General features: G+C 64.0%; 16 protein-coding genes. 10 read left to right on the top strand and 6 right to left on the bottom strand.

Annotated features, from left to right (window positions below):
- Window positions 1-158: 158 nt before the first annotated feature.
- From G8O24_RS08815 to G8O24_RS08805, 3 genes are all read left to right on the top strand, one after another.
- Entirely contained in the window at window positions 159-2,468 is a 2,310-nt protein-coding gene (locus G8O24_RS08815; RefSeq protein WP_188098411.1) for a xanthine dehydrogenase family protein molybdopterin-binding subunit, read from the top strand.
- Between the two features lie 101 nt (window positions 2,469-2,569).
- Window positions 2,570-3,019, top strand: coding sequence for a cytochrome c (locus tag G8O24_RS08810; protein WP_188098409.1), 450 nt, complete (start codon window positions 2,570-2,572; stop codon window positions 3,017-3,019).
- 191 nt (window positions 3,020-3,210) lie between these two features.
- Window positions 3,211-4,494, top strand: coding sequence for a cystathionine gamma-synthase family protein (locus G8O24_RS08805; RefSeq protein ID WP_188098403.1), 1,284 nt, complete (start codon window positions 3,211-3,213; stop codon window positions 4,492-4,494).
- Between the two features lie 126 nt (window positions 4,495-4,620).
- Here the strand turns inward: G8O24_RS08805 and G8O24_RS08800 are convergent, their stop codons facing one another.
- The gene (locus G8O24_RS08800; protein ID WP_188098402.1) at window positions 4,621-5,040 is read right to left on the bottom strand and encodes a CHRD domain-containing protein; all 420 of its coding nucleotides are present in this window, start codon (window positions 5,038-5,040) and stop codon (window positions 4,621-4,623) included.
- A gap of 153 nt (window positions 5,041-5,193) precedes the next feature.
- Between G8O24_RS08800 and G8O24_RS08795 the strand changes: the two genes are divergently transcribed.
- The gene (locus tag G8O24_RS08795; RefSeq protein WP_188098400.1) at window positions 5,194-6,120 is read left to right on the top strand and encodes a c-type cytochrome; all 927 of its coding nucleotides are present in this window, start codon (window positions 5,194-5,196) and stop codon (window positions 6,118-6,120) included.
- 11 nt (window positions 6,121-6,131) lie between these two features.
- Here the strand turns inward: G8O24_RS08795 and G8O24_RS08790 are convergent, their stop codons facing one another.
- Together G8O24_RS08790 and G8O24_RS08785 are read right to left on the bottom strand one after the other, a co-directional pair.
- Window positions 6,132-6,377, bottom strand: coding sequence for an Lrp/AsnC ligand binding domain-containing protein (locus G8O24_RS08790; RefSeq protein WP_018642903.1), 246 nt, complete (start codon window positions 6,375-6,377; stop codon window positions 6,132-6,134).
- A gap of 97 nt (window positions 6,378-6,474) precedes the next feature.
- Window positions 6,475-8,454, bottom strand: coding sequence for a PAS domain S-box protein (locus tag G8O24_RS08785; RefSeq protein WP_188098398.1), 1,980 nt, complete (start codon window positions 8,452-8,454; stop codon window positions 6,475-6,477).
- A gap of 285 nt (window positions 8,455-8,739) precedes the next feature.
- On the opposite strand from G8O24_RS08785, the gene thiD reads away from it, so the two are divergent.
- Complete coding sequence (gene thiD, locus G8O24_RS08780; protein ID WP_188098397.1) at window positions 8,740-9,540, top strand: bifunctional hydroxymethylpyrimidine kinase/phosphomethylpyrimidine kinase; 801 nt, start codon at window positions 8,740-8,742, stop codon at window positions 9,538-9,540.
- Between the two features lie 86 nt (window positions 9,541-9,626).
- Here the strand turns inward: thiD and G8O24_RS08775 are convergent, their stop codons facing one another.
- Window positions 9,627-10,007, bottom strand: a complete 381-nt coding sequence (locus tag G8O24_RS08775) for a DUF4267 domain-containing protein (RefSeq protein ID WP_188098395.1) — start codon at window positions 10,005-10,007, stop codon at window positions 9,627-9,629.
- A 116-nt stretch (window positions 10,008-10,123) separates the two neighbouring features.
- On the opposite strand from G8O24_RS08775, the gene G8O24_RS08770 reads away from it, so the two are divergent.
- The 5 genes from G8O24_RS08770 (at window position 10,124) to G8O24_RS08750 (ending at window position 14,642) form a co-directional block, all read left to right on the top strand.
- Window positions 10,124-10,696: a TetR/AcrR family transcriptional regulator gene (locus G8O24_RS08770; protein WP_188098394.1), complete on the top strand. Its 573-nt coding sequence runs from the start codon at window positions 10,124-10,126 to the stop codon at window positions 10,694-10,696.
- Between the two features lie 215 nt (window positions 10,697-10,911).
- On the top strand, window positions 10,912-11,724 hold the full coding sequence (locus G8O24_RS08765; protein WP_188098393.1) for a UDP-2,3-diacylglucosamine diphosphatase: 813 nt from the start codon (window positions 10,912-10,914) through the stop codon (window positions 11,722-11,724).
- A 13-nt stretch (window positions 11,725-11,737) separates the two neighbouring features.
- Window positions 11,738-12,796: a glycosyltransferase family 4 protein gene (locus G8O24_RS08760; protein ID WP_188098391.1), complete on the top strand. Its 1,059-nt coding sequence runs from the start codon at window positions 11,738-11,740 to the stop codon at window positions 12,794-12,796.
- 61 nt (window positions 12,797-12,857) lie between these two features.
- Window positions 12,858-13,841 (top strand): threonine/serine dehydratase family protein, encoded by a 984-nt coding sequence (locus G8O24_RS08755; RefSeq protein WP_188098390.1) that lies wholly within the window; start codon window positions 12,858-12,860, stop codon window positions 13,839-13,841.
- 72 nt (window positions 13,842-13,913) lie between these two features.
- Window positions 13,914-14,642, top strand: coding sequence for a hypothetical protein (locus tag G8O24_RS08750; protein WP_188098388.1), 729 nt, complete (start codon window positions 13,914-13,916; stop codon window positions 14,640-14,642).
- Window positions 14,643-14,752: 110 nt separating this feature from the next.
- Here G8O24_RS08750 and G8O24_RS08745 read toward each other — a convergent pair whose 3' ends face one another.
- Both G8O24_RS08745 and G8O24_RS08740 read right to left on the bottom strand, forming a co-directional pair.
- On the bottom strand, window positions 14,753-15,061 hold the full coding sequence (locus tag G8O24_RS08745) for a GIY-YIG nuclease family protein (RefSeq protein ID WP_188098569.1): 309 nt from the start codon (window positions 15,059-15,061) through the stop codon (window positions 14,753-14,755).
- 191 nt (window positions 15,062-15,252) lie between these two features.
- Complete coding sequence (locus tag G8O24_RS08740; RefSeq protein ID WP_188098386.1) at window positions 15,253-16,968, bottom strand: caspase family protein; 1,716 nt, start codon at window positions 16,966-16,968, stop codon at window positions 15,253-15,255.
- Between the last annotated feature and the right edge of the window lie 136 nt (window positions 16,969-17,104).

Here is a 17,104-nt window from a genome sequence, read left to right as displayed (position 1 = left end):
CGAGTTTGACGATAATCCTGCCATGGTGCCGGCTCGCCGGGAGCGGCGCGAGGCACGGGGCATTTTTTCGCGGGCCCGGCCTGCCTATTCCCGTTTGCACTGCCTGTTTTTCCACGGCAATATGCCGGCAAAACAACCATGAGAAACGGGACAATCGAATGGCAGCCCCCATCAAGTTCGGCGTCGGCCAAAGCGTGCTGCGCAAGGAGGACGACGCGCTGATCCGCGGCAAGGGCCGCTATACCGACGATTACGCGCCGCAAGCCGCGCTGCGCTGCCTGATGCTGCGCTCGCCGCATGCACATGCCAAATTTACCATCGATGCGAGCCGCGCCCGCACCCTTCCTGGCGTTGCGCTGATTCTGACCGCCGCCGAGGTCGCCGATCTCGGCAATCTCCCCTGCCTGTTCAACCTCGAGACCGATCCGTTCACCGGCCCGCCTTACCCGATCCTGGCCAAGGACGAGGTGCGGCATGTCGGCGATTCCATCGCCTTCGTGGTCGCCGAGACCATCGACCAGGCGCGCGACGCGATCGAGGCCATCGACGTCAAATGGTCGCCGCTGCCGGCGGTGACCGGCGTCGTCAACGCCGTCAAGAAGGGCGCGCCGCAGGTCTGGCCGGACAAGCCTGGCAACGTGCTGTTCGACGTCTCGATCGGCGACAAAGCGGCGACCGAAGCTGCGTTTGCGAAAGCGCATGCGGTTGCCGAAATCTCCATCGTCAATCCGCGCGTGGTCGCGAGCTTCATGGAGACGCGCGCGGCGGTCTGCGAATACGACGCCAAGGCCGATCATCTGACGCTGACGGTCGGCAGCCAGGGCAGCCATCGCCTGCGCGACATCCTCTGCCAGAACGTGCTCAACATCCCGACCGACAAGATGCGGGTGATCTGTCCCGACGTCGGCGGCGGTTTCGGCACGAAGCTGTTTCCCTACCGCGAATACGCCCTGATGGCGGTTGCGGCGCGCAAGCTGAAGAAGGCGGTGAAGTGGGCGGCCGATCGCTCCGAGCATTTCATGGGCGATGCGCAGGGCCGCGACAACGTCACCACCGCCAGGATGGCGCTCGCCGAGGACGGCAAGTTCCTGGCGATGGATTGCGACCTGATGGGCGACATGGGCGCGTATCTGTCGACCTTCGGGCCCTACATTCCGCATGGCGGCGCCGGCATGCTGCCGGGCCTCTATGACATCCAGGCCTTCCACTGCCGCGTACGCACCATCTTCACCCACAGCGTGCCTGTCGATGCCTATCGCGGCGCGGGCCGGCCCGAGGCCGCCTACGTCATCGAACGTCTGGTCGATGCCTGTGCGCGCAAACTCGACATGACGCCGGACGCGATCCGTCGCAAGAACTTCATCCCGCCGAAGGCGCTGCCTTACAAGACCGCGACCGGCAAGGTTTACGATTCCGGCGACTTCGCCGCGCATCTGAAGCGCGCGATGGACATCGGCGAGTGGAAGGAATTTCCAAAGCGCGCCAAGGCGGCGAAGAAGCAGGGGCTGATCCGCGGCATCGGCCTTGCGAGCTATGTCGAGATCTGCGGCGTGATGGGCGAGGAGACCGCCAATGTGCGGCTCGATCCCAACGGCGACGTCACCGTGCTGATCGGCACGCAGTCGAGCGGGCAGGGTCACCAGACCGCCTATGCGCAGATCGTCGCCGAGCAGTTCGGCGTGGCGCCGGAGCGCGTCCACGTCCGCCAGGGCGACACGGCGGAGATTGCCACGGGCCTCGGCACCGGCGGCTCGGCCTCGATCCCGTCAGGCGGCGTCAGCGTCGAGCGCGCCACGCGTGAGCTCGGGCAGAAACTGAAGGAGATCGCGGCACAGGCACTGGAAGCCAGCGCCGGCGATCTCGAGATCACCGACGGCGTGATCCGCATCGCCGGCACCGACCGCTCGATCTCGTTCGCCGATCTCGCCAAGCGCGCCAGCGCCGATCCGTCGAAGTTGAATGGCAGCGCGACCTTCGCCAGCGCCGACGGCACTTACCCGAACGGCACGCATCTGGCTGAGGTCGAGATCGATCCGGCCACCGGCATCATCAAGATCGTCAACTACGTGATCGTCGACGATTTCGGCAAGACGCTCAATCCGCTGCTGCTGGCCGGCCAGGTGCATGGCGGCGCCATGCAGGGCATCGGCCAGGCGCTGATGGAGCAGGTGGTCTACGGCGCCGGCGATGGCCAGCTGATCACCGCAACCTTCATGGACTATGCGCTGCCGCGCGCGGCCGACGGGCCGTCCTTCGTGTTCGAGACCAACAACATTCCCTGCACGACCAACCCGATGGGCGTGAAGGGCGCGGGCGAGGCCGGCGCGATCGGCTCCTGTCCGGCCGTCGTCAACGCCATCGTCGACGCCCTCTGGCGCGAATACAAGATCGACCACATCGACATGCCGGCAACGCCGGAGCGGGTGTGGATCGCGATCAACGAGCACCATCGCCGCCACAGCCTGTAAGGCGCGGCGGCCGCGCGGCGGGAATTAAGTGCCCGCCGCCGGGTTCTAACCATCAATCGCCTGTTCCCCCAAACCGACTTGCGAGCCGGAGAAGAAGACTCATGAAACGAATGTTTGTTGTCGCGGGCACCCTGCTTCTGGGTGCGGGCGCCGTGATGGCGCAGCAGGAGGTTGCGGTCCAGCAGGACAATCTGATGCGCTCGCAGGCCAAGAGCCTGTACACGGTCATCCTGAAGACGACGAAGGGCGACATCCCCTACAATCAGAAGGCAGTCGACGAGGCGATCGCCAATCTGGAGGCGGACGTTGCCAAGATCGCCAAGACGTTCGAGGTCAATCCCAAGCAGGACGTCGTGAACGCCACCTACGGCTCCTCGCCGAAGGTCTGGCAGAACAAGGCCGATTTCGATTCCAAAATCCCGCCGGTGCAGAAGGCGCTCGCCGACGTCAAGGGCAAGATCACCGACGTGGCGAGCCTGAAGGCGGCCTACACCGCGATCAACGACCGTTGCAACGATTGCCACGAGACGTACCGGCTGAAGCTGAAGTAGCGGTCGAATGCGTAGCCCGGATTGCGCCGCGCTCCATCCGGGCCACGCACGCGTCATCTATTTCTCCTCCATGGCCTGACGGATCGCCGTCAGAACGACTATGTTTGCTCGCGCCGCCGCGGCGTTGATGCCTCACGCTGTCCAGAGTTCCGACGCGCCGGCGGCGATCGCAGTCAACAGCGAGACAGGCCATGACAAAACCGTTCCCGTCGAAGACCCATATCGGCAACCATATGCTGCATCCGGAAACGCTGATGCTGACCTATGGCTATGATCCGCAGCTGTCGGAAGGCGCCATCAAGCCGCCGGTGTTCCTGACCTCGACCTTCGTGTTCAAGACCGCCGAGGACGGGCAGGATTTCTTCGATTTCGTCGCCGGCCGGCGCGAGCCGCCGGAGGGCATGGGCGCTGGCCTCGTCTATTCGCGCTTCAACCATCCCAACAGCGAGATCGTCGAGGACAGGCTCGCGATCTACGAGCGCACCGAGAGCTGCGCGCTGTTCTCGTCAGGCATGGCGGCGATCTCGACCACGATCCTGGCATTCGTCCGCCCCGGCGATGTCATCCTGCATTCCCAGCCGCTCTACGGTGGCACGGAAACGCTGCTGACCAACACGCTGTCGCGCTTCTCGATCGGCGCGGTCGGCTTTGCCGACGGCGTCGACGAGGCGGTGGTCAATCAGGCCGCCGAAGAGGCGATGCGTCGGGGCCGGGTTTCGATGATCCTGGTCGAGACGCCGGCCAATCCGACCAATGGCCTCGTCGACATCGCGCTGATGCGCCGCGTCGCCGACACCATCGGCAAGGCCCAGGGCCACACGCCGATCATCGCCTGTGACAACACGCTGCTGGGCCCGGTGTTTCAGCGGCCGATCGAGCACGGCGCTGATATCTCGCTGTACTCGCTGACCAAATATGTCGGCGGGCATTCCGATTTGATCGCGGGCGCCGCGCTCGGCAGCAAGGCGATCATGAAGGGCATCAAGGCGCTGCGCGGCGCCATCGGCACCCAGCTCGACCCGCATTCCTGCTGGATGATCAACCGCTCGCTGGAGACCTTGAGCCTGCGCATGGAGAAGGCCAACAGCAACGCGCGGCTCGTGGCGGATTTTCTGCGCGACCATGCCAAGGTGGCGAAGGTTCACTATCTCGGCCATCACGCGGAGACCTCGCCCGCGGGGCGCGTGTTCGCGCGGCAATGCTCAGGGGCCGGATCGACGTTCTCGTTCGATATCGTCGGCGGGCAGGCGGCGGCGGAGAAGTTTCTCAACGCCTTGCAGATCTTCAAGCTCGCGGTCAGCCTTGGCGGCACGGAATCGCTGGCGAGCCTGCCGGCGACGATGACGCATTCCGGCGTGCCGGCCGACCTCCGCCGCAACATCGGCGTACTGGATTCCACGATCCGGTTGTCGATCGGCATCGAGCATCCGCACGATCTGATCGCCGATCTCGAGCAGGCGCTCAGCGCGGCATAGACATGGTCATATGGCCTTTTCGATGCCGGGACTGCGTCTGGAATCGAAAAGGCCGGACGCTTGCGTCCGGCCTTCGCCGATGAAGTTGCTTTTGAGACTTACTTCGTCGAGCTTACTTCGTCGAGCTTACTTCGTTACTTGGCCGCGGATTTCGCCGCCCGGATTGGCCGCGGTGTGAATGTTGACGTAGAGCTTGCCGGCGAGAAGGTCGGAGGCCTGCGCCTCGGTCAGGGTCGCCGAGCCCTCCGCCGGGCTGTTGGCGATGCCCGGGATCGGCACCGCGACGCCGGCGTTCTTGCCGACTTCGGCGGGACCGTGGAAATGGGCGGCGGTGGCGGGGCCGGAGAGGCCGGAATAGCTCACCTTCCAGGTGAGCTTCTTGGTGGCGGCGTCATAGTCGAGATCGGCCGTGCCGGTGCCGCTGCTGGTGGTCGCGGGGACTTCGGACTTGCCGTCCAGCGTCGCCTTCAGTTTCTCCGCGCTGGCCGGCCCTGCGAACGCGACGGCGGCTCCCAGTGCCAGCGTGACGAAAAGCACTTTGTTCATCGGTCTCTCCCTGTTGACGCCTGATTGCTGTCAACCTGCAAACAGTGCGACGCGGACTTTATTCCCGGATTACGATCAAACCAGCTAAATTATTCGTGGCTGGAGCGGCTGTGGGAGGATCCGTAAAATCGCGTCGGTTCAATGGGATCCTCAATGCTGCGACGAACAATTTATGTCGTTTTGGTTGCTGCTGTCGCAGCCTTTGCCGTCTACTGGTGGCTGACCGCGCCGACTGCCGTTGCCTTGCCGGCGCCAACGCGCGGGCCCGATCTCGCCAACGGGCAGGAGCTGTTCAATGCCGGCGGCTGCTCGTCCTGCCATGCCGTACCCAACCAGTCCGACCGCCTGCGGCTCGGCGGCGGCCTGGCGCTCGGCTCGCCGTTCGGCACCTTCTATGCGCCGAACATCTCGCCTGATCCGACCGATGGGATCGGCCGCTGGAGCGAGGCCGATTTCGTCAACGCGGTGACGCGTGGCGTCTCGCCGCAAGGAACGCATTATTTCCCGGCGTTTCCCTACACCTCCTACCATATCGCCGAGGTCGACGACGTCCGCGATCTCTTCGCTTACCTGAAGACGCTGCCGCCGGTCTCGGGGCGCGTGCGCGACCACGATCTGCCGTTTCCCTTCAACATCCGCCGCAATGTCGGGATCTGGAAATTGCTGTTCATGGATGTCGGGCCGTTCGTGCCAGCGGCAACGCAATCGGCGCAATGGAATCGCGGCGCCTATCTCGTGAACGGTTTTGGCCATTGCGCCGAATGCCACAGCCCGCGCAATGTTCTCGGCGGCCTCATCAGCTCGCAGCGCTTCGCCGGCGGTCCCAATCCCGAAGGCGAGGGCTGGGTGCCGAACATCACGCAGAAGGGCATCGGCGACTGGAGCGAGAAGGATATCGCCGATTTCCTCGAGACCGGTGACATGCCCGAGGGGGACAGCGCCTCGGGTGCGATGCGGCCGGTGATCAAGAACCTGGCACAGTTGAAGCCGGAGGATCGCGCCGCGATGGCGGCCTATCTGAAGTCGCTGCCGCCGGTCGATGGCCCGACGCCGCCCAAGCGCAAGGAGGCTGGCGGCTGAAGGCGCGAAAGCTAGCCCGTGCCGAACGCCTTGAAGGTGATGATGGTGAGGGTGTCCTGAATGCCGGGCAGCACCTGCACCTTCTCGTTGACGAAGTGGCCGATGTCGGTGTCCTTGTCGACGTAGAACTTCACCAGGAGATCGTACTGACCCGCCGTGGAGTAGATCTCGGAGGCGATCTCGGCTTCGGCAAGCGCGTTGGCGACCGTATAGGACTGGCCAAGCTTGCATTTGATCTGGACGAAGAAAGGAACCATTGCAGTCACTCCGAGGGCGCATCTTTGCCGGCTAATAGGCCAAAGCCGGCGCGATTTAGCAAGCGGGCTGGCTGGCCGCCAGAGGCCAGCAGGCGCTCTACGAAGCCACGGTCGCGGCGGCGAAGGCGTCCCGGAGCCGCTGGGCGAGCTCGGCCTTGCGATAGGGCTTGGTCAGGACCACGGCCTGCGCATGCGTACGGCCCTGCTCGACCAGGGTCTCCAGCGCATAGCCCGAGGTGAACAGCACCGGCAGGCCGGGCCGGATATGCCGGGCTTGATCGGCAAGCTCCCAGCCGCTCATCCCGCCGGGCATGACGATATCGGTGAACAGCATGTCGATGCCGGGGTCGGCACGCAGCCGCTGCAAGGCCTCCTTGCCGTTGACGGCGGCGACCACGCGATAGCCGAGCGCCTCCACCCGCTGGATCACCGAGGAGCGCACGAACGGATCGTCCTCCGCGATCAGGATGGTCTCATGGCCGCGCGGCACGTCGTCGTCGCTGTCCAGCACGTTCGGCGATTGTCCGCCGCCGGCGCGCGGCAGGTAGATCCGGACGGTGGTCCCCAGGCCCCGCTCGCTATAGATCGAGACATGGCCGTCGGATTGCTTGGCAAAGCCATAGACCATGCTGAGCCCGAGGCCTGACCCCTTGCCGACCTCCTTGGTGGTGAAGAACGGCTCGAAGGCGTGCTCGATGACCTCTGGCGTCATGCCCTCGCCGTCATCGGTGACTGAAATCAGCGCGTAGGCGCCGGAGGCGACCTCGGGGTGCAGGGCGCGATAGTCCTCGTCGAGCGCGGCGAGCTCAGTGCTCAGCGTCAGATGTCCTCCTGACGGCATCGCGTCCTGCGCATTGAGCGCCAGGTTCAGTACGGCCGATTCGAGCTGTGAGCGGTCGGCAAAGGCCTGGATCGTCCCGGATCCGAAACTGGCGCGGATCTCGATGTTCTCGCGCAAGGTGCGCTTGAACAGCTTGAGCATAGACTCGATCAGCTCGCGGCAATCGATCGTCTGCGGCTGCAGCAACTGGCGGCGACTGAAAGCGAGCAGCCGCTGCGTCAGCTCCGCGCCGCGTTCGCCGGATTGGCAGATGTCGTCGGCGAATTGCCTGAGATCGGGCCGGGTCTTGAGCTGCTCGCTGAGATGCTCGGCGTTGCCGATGATCACGGTCAACAGGTTGTTGAAGTCATGTGCGATGCCGCCGGAGAGCTGGCCGACCGTCTCCATTTTCTGCGCCTGCTGGAGCTGTTGCTCGGTCAGCTTGCGCGCGGTCAGATCGTGAATGATGCCGACGAAGATCAATTCGCCGTCCTGCATGGCTTGGCCGACCGACAGGTCCATCGGAAAGGTGGACCCGTCCTTGCGCAACCCGATCGTCTCGCCGCCGGTCGTGAAATCCGGGCCGCGGCCGTCGGGCCCGGTGCCGGCATCGCCGGGGATCAGCACCCTGACGTTGCGGTTCATCACCTCCCTGGCCTGGTAGCCGAACAACCGCTCGCAGGCCGGGTTGAACAGCAGGATGCGGTTCTGCGCGTCGAACAGGATGACGCCGTCGACGGCGGTCTCGACGACCGCGGTGAGCCGCGTCACGCTTTCGCGCATCGCGCGCTGCGCCTCTCCGACCTGTTTGAGCAGCAGCGTTGCATCGCGGGTCTTGATCTCCTCCTCCTCCAACGCGGCCTGGACCTTTTGCAGTTCGAACGGGGAGGGGATGGTCAGAATTTTCGGCAGCAGCGGCCAGAGCGCGGCCGCGGTGAAGATCGAAGCGAGCGCGGTCGCCGCCTTGACCAGCCCCTCGATGCCATAGATCGGCACCCAGAGTGTGAAGATCGACAGCACATGGGTCAGGCCGCAAGCCATGATGAAAATCGCGAAGGCCCAAAAGACCCAACCGAATTTGAGGTCGCGCCGTTTGGTGACGAGGATCGCGAGCGCAAAGGGAATCGAGAAATAGGCGAGCGCAATGCAGGCGTCGGAGACGACGTGGAGCCAAATCAGCTCAGGTTCCCACAGCAGGCAGATGCCGTGCGGTGAGAACATCGAGGTGTCGAGGAGACGTTCGAAATAGGCCCACATGATCTCTTCCCGAGAAGATTGCGGGCCGAGGCAGCCTGCAATTTAGCGTCGCTAGACGAATCCTCCCGCTAACGTGTCATTCACGCGCCCGGGCGCCAAGGCCGGGCGATGCCGTGGTCATATTTTCGAAGGATATGCACGCTTGCGGGACGACAATGCCCGGCAGTGCCGGCTTCGCCTGATTCGCCGGCTTGCTGGGGCTCCGCCGGCGCGCTAGGACAGGGCCATGTCTTCTTCGAGCGAGCCTTCTTCGAGCGAGCCTTTTTCGAGCGAGCGTATCCCGCAATGAGCACGCCCGTGGCGCTCACCATTGCCGGCTCGGATTCGAGCGGCGGCGCCGGCATTCAGGCCGACCTGAAGACCTTTGCCGCGCTCGGCGTGTACGGTGCGTCCGCGATCACGGCGCTGACGGCGCAGAACACCAAAGGCGTCACCGGCATTCACGCGGTGCCTGCCGATTTCGTCACCGCGCAGATCGATGCGGTGTTCTCCGATCTCGATGTCGGGGCGGTGAAGATCGGCATGGTCGCGCAGGCTGGCAGCATCGATGCGATCGTTGCTGCGCTGTCGCGCTGGAAGCCCGCGTGTGTCGTGCTCGATCCCGTGATGGTCGCAACCTCCGGCGACCGGCTGCTGGCCGCGGAGGCCGTCGATGCCTTGCGCACGAAGCTGATGCCGCTCGCCTCGGTGATCACGCCGAATCTGCCGGAGGCGGCGGCGTTGCTCGACGCGCCGGTCGCGCGCAGCGAGGCCGAGATCGAAAGCCAGGGGCGCCGTCTGCTCGGGCTTGGCTGCCGCGCGGTCCTGATCAAGGGCGGGCACGGCGAGGGCAGCGAGAGTATCGATTATCTCGTCGGTGCCGACCAAACGATCGTGCTCGCCGCGCCGCGCGTCGCGACCCGCAACACCCATGGCACCGGCTGCTCGTTGTCCTCGGCGGTGGCGGCGGGCCTCGCCAAGGGCGAGGATCTCGAAACGGCCGTACGCAACGCCAAGGACTGGATCAGCGCGGCGATCGCAGCCGCCGACCGCTTCAGCGTCGGTCGCGGCCATGGCCCGGTCCATCATTTCCACAAGTTTTACTGACGCAGCTTCGGATCGCGGGCCTGGAACATCGGTCTGAGCCAGAGAATCCGGCAACGAGCAGGCAGACTGAAACAGCGCGGGCGATCCTACGGCACATCCATCATCAGGGGGATGGCTGCCAGAACCATGATGGCCGCTGTGAGGCCGTGAATGCCGAGCGCGCTTCTTGCAGACCCCTTGCCGCCAAGCACGACCAGCATGTCCCCGATGGGGATGGCGGTTTCGACAAACAGGATGATGCCGACGCCGCGGGGGACACCCCAGGCGATGAATGCCAAAACGGTCAATCCTGCCGTGATGTCGCGAACGCCCTTGAGGCGGAGCCACCAGTCGGTGTTGGTGCCGTCTTCAGGCAGTGGCAGGCCGAAACTGCGTGTCGCGGCCCTCGGGCTCACGACATATTGGATTCCGATCGCAATAATCCCGAAAGCCAGAAGCAGTGCCGTTCCAAGCGGAAGCCAGTGCATGAGATCCATCCTACCGATCTGAGATAATCTAGCGTTGCTAGACTACATAATCTAGCATTGCTAGATCGTCAAGCGCCGATATAGATTTCGACTGTCCTGAGGTGGGAGATCGAAGGTTGGGGATCGCGGAGCGGAAAGACAGGCAGCGCGCCGAGCGCGAACGTCGCATCATCGCGGCCGCGCGCGTGATCGCGGAGCGTGAGGGGTGGAGCGCCGTGACGATCCGTCGGCTTGCCGACGAGATCGAACACAGCCAGCCCGTGCTCTATTCGCATTTCGAAAACAGGGATGCGATTGTCAGCGCGGTTGCGCTGGAAGGTTTTCGGGAGATCGCAGTCGCTCTTCGGGACGCGGCGAACGGGTCGACTGGACGAAACGCCGTCAAGAATGTCGCGACGGCCTATCTCGACTTCGCGCTCCATAACCCGGCGCTCTATCAGGCCATGTTTATCCTTCCGACGGATCTGCGCTTCGCCTCGGCCGAGACCAAGCCGGAACTAAGGGCGGGGTTCGAAGCCCTCGCGGCGGTCGTGACGCCGTTTTGCGCCGATGTAGCCGTTGCAACCGAGGCGTTTTGGGCGGCGCTCCATGGGCTGGCCGAACTCGAACGTTCGGGCCGAATAAGGCCCAATGTGCGCAGCGAACGCATCGCGCTGGTTGTTCGGGCGGTGGTCGCTTCCGGAAAATAACCCGCCTGTTCGCGGCTTGCATCACGTCGGATTTGGGCCTCTTCCACCGCGCTAGCCCGGACTTTCACGGAGGCGCATCGCTATCCATGTCGCCTGATTGTCGCATGCGGCTGATATTCGCGGGGAGGGCGAGGCAAGGTCTGATTCGTATCTGAGGGTGCCTCAAAGGTTCAATCGTCATCCCCCTGTCACGGGACATTGTTACAGGCTGTCGCATGGGAAGTTACGATGTGAGTGACGAGAGCCCTGAGCGGCGCTTTCGCACGTTGTTCATCTCCGACGTCCATCTCGGAGCCCGTGGTTCGCAAGCTGACCTGTTGTTGGACTTCCTGCGCTACCATGATGCCGACACGATCTATCTCGTTGGCGACATCATCGATGGCTGGGCGCTGAAATCGAGCTGGCACTGGCCGCAATCGCATAACGACCTGGTGCAAAAGCTGCTGCGCAAGGCGCGCAAGGGTGCCAAGGTCATCTACGTGCCCGGCAATCACGACGAGTTCCTGCGGAAATATTACGGCACGCATTTCGGCGGCATCGACGTCGTCGAGAACGCCGTCCATACCGGCGCGGACGGCAAGCGCTATCTCGTCATCCACGGCGATATCTTCGACCTCGTAGTGCAGAATGCGCGCTGGCTCGCCCATCTCGGCGACCGGGCTTACGACTTCGCGATCCAGATGAACCGCCTGGTCAATTTCTTCCGCCGCATGTTCGGCGTGCGCTACTGGTCGCTGTCGCAATGGGCCAAGCAGAAGGTGAAGAAGGCCGTCAACTATATCGGCGCATTCGAGGAGGCGCTCGCCGCCGAGGCGCGCCGCCATGACGCCGACGGCGTGATCTGCGGGCACATCCACTACGCCGTGATCCGGGACGAGGCCGGCATCCGCTACATGAACTGTGGCGACTGGGTCGAGAGCTGCACCGCGATCGTCGAGCACGACGACGGCCAGTTCGAGATCATCACCTGGGCGGATCAGCTGCATAAGCCGGCGCAAGTTCCGCAAGTGGCAGCCAGAGCTGCCTGACGAGAGCTGCTTGATGCGCATCCTGGTCGCGACCGACGCCTGGCACCCGCAAGTCAACGGTGTGGTTCGGACGCTGACCAAGCTTGCTGACGCCGCAAAAGGTCTTCAATTGGAGGGTCTTGGTGTCGAGTTCACGTTTCTGACGCCGCAATCGTTCCGTACCTTCGCGATGCCGAGCTATCGCGACGTGCGGCTGGCGATGCCGCGCCCGGCGCGCATTGCAAGACTGATCGAGGAAGCGCGCCCCGACAGCATCCACATCGCGACCGAAGGGCCGATCGGCCTGATGGTCCGCCGCTATTGCCGCCAGCGCAAGCTGCCGTTCACGACCAGTTTCCACACCCGCTTTCCCGAATATGTCCGCGCCCGCGTGCCGGTTCCGGGCTCGCTGATCTGGCGGGCGCTGCGCCGCTTCCACAGCCCGAGCCGGGCGGTGATGGCGGCGACGCCGGCGCTGGCCCGGGAGCTCGGCGAGCGCGGCTTCGACAATGTCGTGCTGTGGCCGCGCGGCGTCGACACGCATCTGTTCCACCCCCGTGCGGTCGACCTCTGCCTGCCGGCGCCGGTGTTCCTCTCGGTCGGCCGCGTCGCGGTGGAGAAGAACCTCGAAGCATTCCTCGACCTCGATTTGCCCGGCACCAAGGTGATCGTCGGCGATGGGCCGGCGCGCAACGCACTGGAAGCGGCCTATCCTGAGGCGATCTTCCTCGGGGAAAAGCACGGCGAGGAGCTGGCCGACCTTTATGCCGCCGCCGACGTCTTCGTGTTTCCGAGCAAGACCGATACGTTCGGCCTCGTCCTGCTCGAGGCGCTGGCGAGCGGCCTGCCGGTCGCGGCCTTCCCGGTGAAGGGGCCGCGCGACGTCATCGGCGATGCGCCGGTCGGCGCGCTCGATCACGATCTGCGCAACGCCTGTTTCGCGGCGCTCGACATTTCCAGGCAGGCCTGCGTCGAATTCGCCGCCGCCTATACCTGGGAAGCCTCGGCCCGGGCGTTCATCGACAGCATTCGCGCGGTCGGCGCGGTGCTGCCGGGCCGGGACGGGGCGGAACAGCCGCGCTTCGTGGCCTAGGGTGTAAAACCCTCGCGGAGGTGTCTTGCCCGGGGCTCACCAGCCGCGATAACATCGCGCCATGTCCGAACAGCCCCTTCCGATCGGCCCCGCCGATATCGACGCCGCAGCGCGCGTGCTCGCGCCCTTCGCCGTCCGCACCCCGCTGTTGTCCTTTCCCGTGCTCAATGAGCGCGTCGGCGCAAAGGTGTTCCTGAAGCCGGAGATGCTCCAGCGCACCGGCTCCTTTAAGTTCCGCGGCGCCTTCAACAAGGTGTTCTCGATCCCGCAGGACAAGCGCGCCGGCGGCGTCGTCGCGTTCTCGTCCGGCAACCATGCCCAGGGCGTGGCGGCGGCGGCCAAGATCTTGGACATGCAGGCCACCATCGTGATGCCGGCGGACGCGCCGCTGTCGAAGCGCGAGCGCACCAAATCCTATGGCGCCGAGGTCGTGCTGTACGACCGCTACAACGACGATCGCGAAGCCATCTCGCGCGGCATCGCCGAGAAGCGCGGCGCGACGCTGGTCAGGCCTTATGACGATCCGTTCGTGATCGCGGGCCAGGGCACCGCCGGCCGCGAGATCGCGGAAGACATGGCGATGCTCGGCCTGTCGCCTGATATCGTGGTGGCGCCGGCCTCCGGCGGCGGCCTGATCGCGGGCGTCGCCACGGCCGTGAAGGCGCGCTATCCGCAAGCGCAAATCGTGGTGGCCGAGCCCGAGGCATTCGACGATCACGGCCTGTCGCTGACCGCAGGCCATCGCGAGCCGCATCCGCCCGCGGGCCGCACCATCTGCGATGCGCTGATGGCCCTGATCCCGGGCGAGATGACGTTCGCGATCAACAGCAAGCTGCTCGCGCGCGGCGTCACCGCATCGGACAAGGAAGTCGGTGCGGCTGTCGCCTTCGCCTATCACGAGCTGAAGCTCGTTGTTGAGCCCGGCGGCGCGGTCGGTCTTGCCGCGCTGCTGGCGGGCCGTCTTGATGCTGCCGGCAAGAACGTCGTCATCGTGCTTTCAGGCGGCAATGTCGACGCGGATTTGTTCGCCGAGCTGGTGGCGTGAATTTCTGACATAGAGCAGGGCAGCGCAGTGTCGCTCTGGACTAGGATAGTGCACGTCGCGTAGGACGCTGCAATGTTCAAGTCAGCAACCTCGCCGAGTGCCGGTATGTTCGCGAAATCACATATTCTGCTCTCTGTTCTTGCCACACTGTTTTTGACAAGCTCGTGCCTGGGACAAGCCGCTCCGGCTCAATCACCCATCGTGTGCGATTTCAAGGACGGTCTTGCAGTCGAGGATGCTACGTGCCAAGCCAAGCTGAAGGGTTTGTTCGAGCGCAAAGGCGATACCTTGATCCTCAATCTCGATGGTGGAACGTCGAAGGCTTACATCGGCAATTCCGCAGCCTGCGACGGCGAGAATGTCGACGCCTCCAAATGTCTCGTCTTCAGAATGCTGCGCTATTTTCCGCAGAGCCAGTTTTATTTGGTCGAGAAGGGGCTTTACGAGTGCGGCGACTATCTGTTTGTCAGTCGGCGGACCGGCCGCGAAACCGTCATGTCCGCAATGCCGGTGTTGTCGCCGAATGGCAGGTACCTGCTGTCAATCGATGACAGCGACGCTTGCGAACGCAAGTACGACATCGCTGTATGGTCGATGCGAACGGACCCGCCAGAATTGGAATTCAACTATCAGGCCAAGCAATACGAGAATTGGGAACTCACGACCTGGAAAGATGATACGCACATCAGGCTGAAGGCGTGGATCAACGGCAAGACGTCCTACGATCAGGAGGCAGAGCTGGTGCGAGGCGCAGAGGGCTGGACTCTTAAATTGGGCAAGAAGACCGATCGTCCGAGATAAAGGGTGTGTACCTCTCGAACCCGTCATCCTGAGGTGCGAAACACGCGGCGCAACGCGCCGCGTGGAGAGCCTCGAAGGATGAACGGCCCGTCTGCCCGTCACACCCACATTTACTTCTTCGATCTAGGCGCTCCCGCGCGCCGCTGCGCAAAGTGGCTCACAGCCTTCCAATCCGACCGAATGAGCGCCTCCTTCTTCGCCCGGCTCCAGCCCTTGAGCTGCCGCTCTGCAGCGATGCCGTCTGTGATCCGGTCGAAATGCTCGGACCACACCAGGACGACCGGTCGCCGCGAATGGGTATATCCCGGATAGGCGCCAGCATTGTGCTGGTCCACCCGCTGGAACGTGTCCTCGCCGGTGGCGCTCCCGATATAGAAAGAACCGTCCGCGCATCGCAGCATGTAGACATAGATGCCCACAACATCATCCTTCGAGGCTCCCGGCGCGATGCCTTGCATCGCGCCACTCGCACCTCAGGATGACGGCGGTGCGCGTGGTGTCAATGCTTTCATGCGACTTCCGGGGGGCCGGCGTCGGCCATCGCACTCAGTGACGACAAAGGGGCAGAGCGGTTCCGCTCTGCCCCTTCGTCGTTCGTCGCTTGCCGCAATCAGTGCATGAAGCTGCGGTGATTGCCGCCGCCCATGCCCTGTGACTGGTTCATCGACTGGCGGAAGTTGTTGCCGCCGCCATTGCTGGTCCTGACGACGGTGTTGAACTGCGGCCGGTTGTTCTGGACGTTGTTCTGGACCTGCACCTTGTTCACCGGGGTGTTGTTCAGCTTCACGCCGTTGTTGATGCGGATCGGGTTGCTCTGCGTCTGAACGACCGGCTTGGCATCGACGGTCGAGCCTCCCTTGCCGACGCTCACAGGCATGCTCACGACCTTGCCCGTGCCGGCATTGTTGTTGCCGTTGTTCTGCGCGGTGTTGGTTGCCGGCAGCGTCACGATCTTGCCGATGCCGCCATTGTTCGTCGTGGTGTTGGTCGGTGCGGGCAAAGTGACGATCTTGCTGACGGTGCTGTCGACCGGCTTCTGCACGACCGGAAGGTTGGCGTTCATCGGTGAGCCACCATTGCTTTGCTGGCCATGCTGGATCAGCGGCATGTATTTGGGCTGGCCGAGATTGCCGATCTTGAGCGTCGGGGCAATGTTCTGCGGGGCCAAAAACTTCGTCGCCTGCATCAGGGGGATCAGCTTCGGCTGCGCCTCGAGCTTATGGGCGATCTGCGCATAGGGGCTGTTGCCGTAGCTGTCGTAGAAGGCCTTGTAGGCGATTGGCGAGTTCGCGAGCACCGCCTGGTGCCAGGCCTGCGTGATCAGGAGATTGGCAAGCAGCCAGCGGATGTGATCGCACAGCGGGTCGTGCGGATACATCGCGACGAACTCCTGATAATATTCGGGCCTGCCCTCGGACAACACGTAGTCATAGGCCTGGCGCGCCGAACGGCTCGGCAGGTTGGAGGCCATCTGCACCACAGGCGTATTCACCGGCGCGCGGTTGGCGGCAACGGCCGTGTCGCCGAAGAAGGTGAAGTCGGAGGTGAGCGAGGAGCTCTCCCAGGGGACTTGCGCGCCGCTGGTGGTCTGGTTCACTTCGAGGCGCACGCGTTTGAATAGCTGCTCGATCGGCACGTTGGGCTGCCGCGCGATATTCAGGAACGCCTGCGTGTAGGGGCTGTGACCATTGGTGCCGTCGAGCGCTTCGGCGCCCGGCGCGGTCGAATAGCCGACGATCGAGCCGTTCGGCGCGTCGACGATGGCAAGGCCGCGGCCCGCGTCGTTCACGTTCGGGAACGGGTTGTTGCGGCAGGCATCGAGAATGACGATGCGCATCCGGCTCGGAATCGTCTCCAGCGTCGACATCACGTCGACGAGGCGAACAGAATCGTTGACGAGCTCGGTCTGGTTCGAGACCTTGGCATCGACGGGAACGAGATAGTTCTCGCCGGCGAGCTGCACGCCGTGACCGGCGTAATAGACCATCGCCACCGTGTTCGGGCCGCGCGCCGACACTTTGGCCGAGAAATCCTGCACCACGCGCAGCATGTCGTTCTGGCCGACATCGGTGGCCGAGATCACCTCGAAGCCAGCCGAATTGAGGAATTGCGCCATCGACTGCGCGTCGTTGTCGGGATTGGCGAGCTGCGGCGCATTCTTGTAGTTCGAATTGCCGATCACCAGCGCCACCCGCTGCTCCGGGCCTTGCAATGCGGTCGGGGCGGGTTCGACGGGGGCGACCTGCGCGGACACCGGGCCACAGGCGAAGCCGAACAGGCTTCCGAGCAGGCCCGTGATCATCAGGGTGGATTTCAGGCGGAACATGGCGTGCTCCTTTGGCACTCATCTCGATGCGAGATTGGTTGCGAGGAGACTAGGTCGCGTTCGAACCCGCGGTCCGTGATTGCGGTCACCCTCGAGAGGGCGTGATCTAGGTCACGCCCGTCTCAGCTATTCGCCA

Origin of the sequence: Bradyrhizobium campsiandrae (assembly GCF_014529705.1) — a bacterium.
Taxonomy (GTDB): Bacteria; Pseudomonadota; Alphaproteobacteria; order Rhizobiales; family Xanthobacteraceae; genus Bradyrhizobium; species Bradyrhizobium campsiandrae.
The sequence above is the reverse complement of the archived record's forward strand: the minus strand, read 5'-3'. Positions and strand labels throughout refer to the sequence as shown.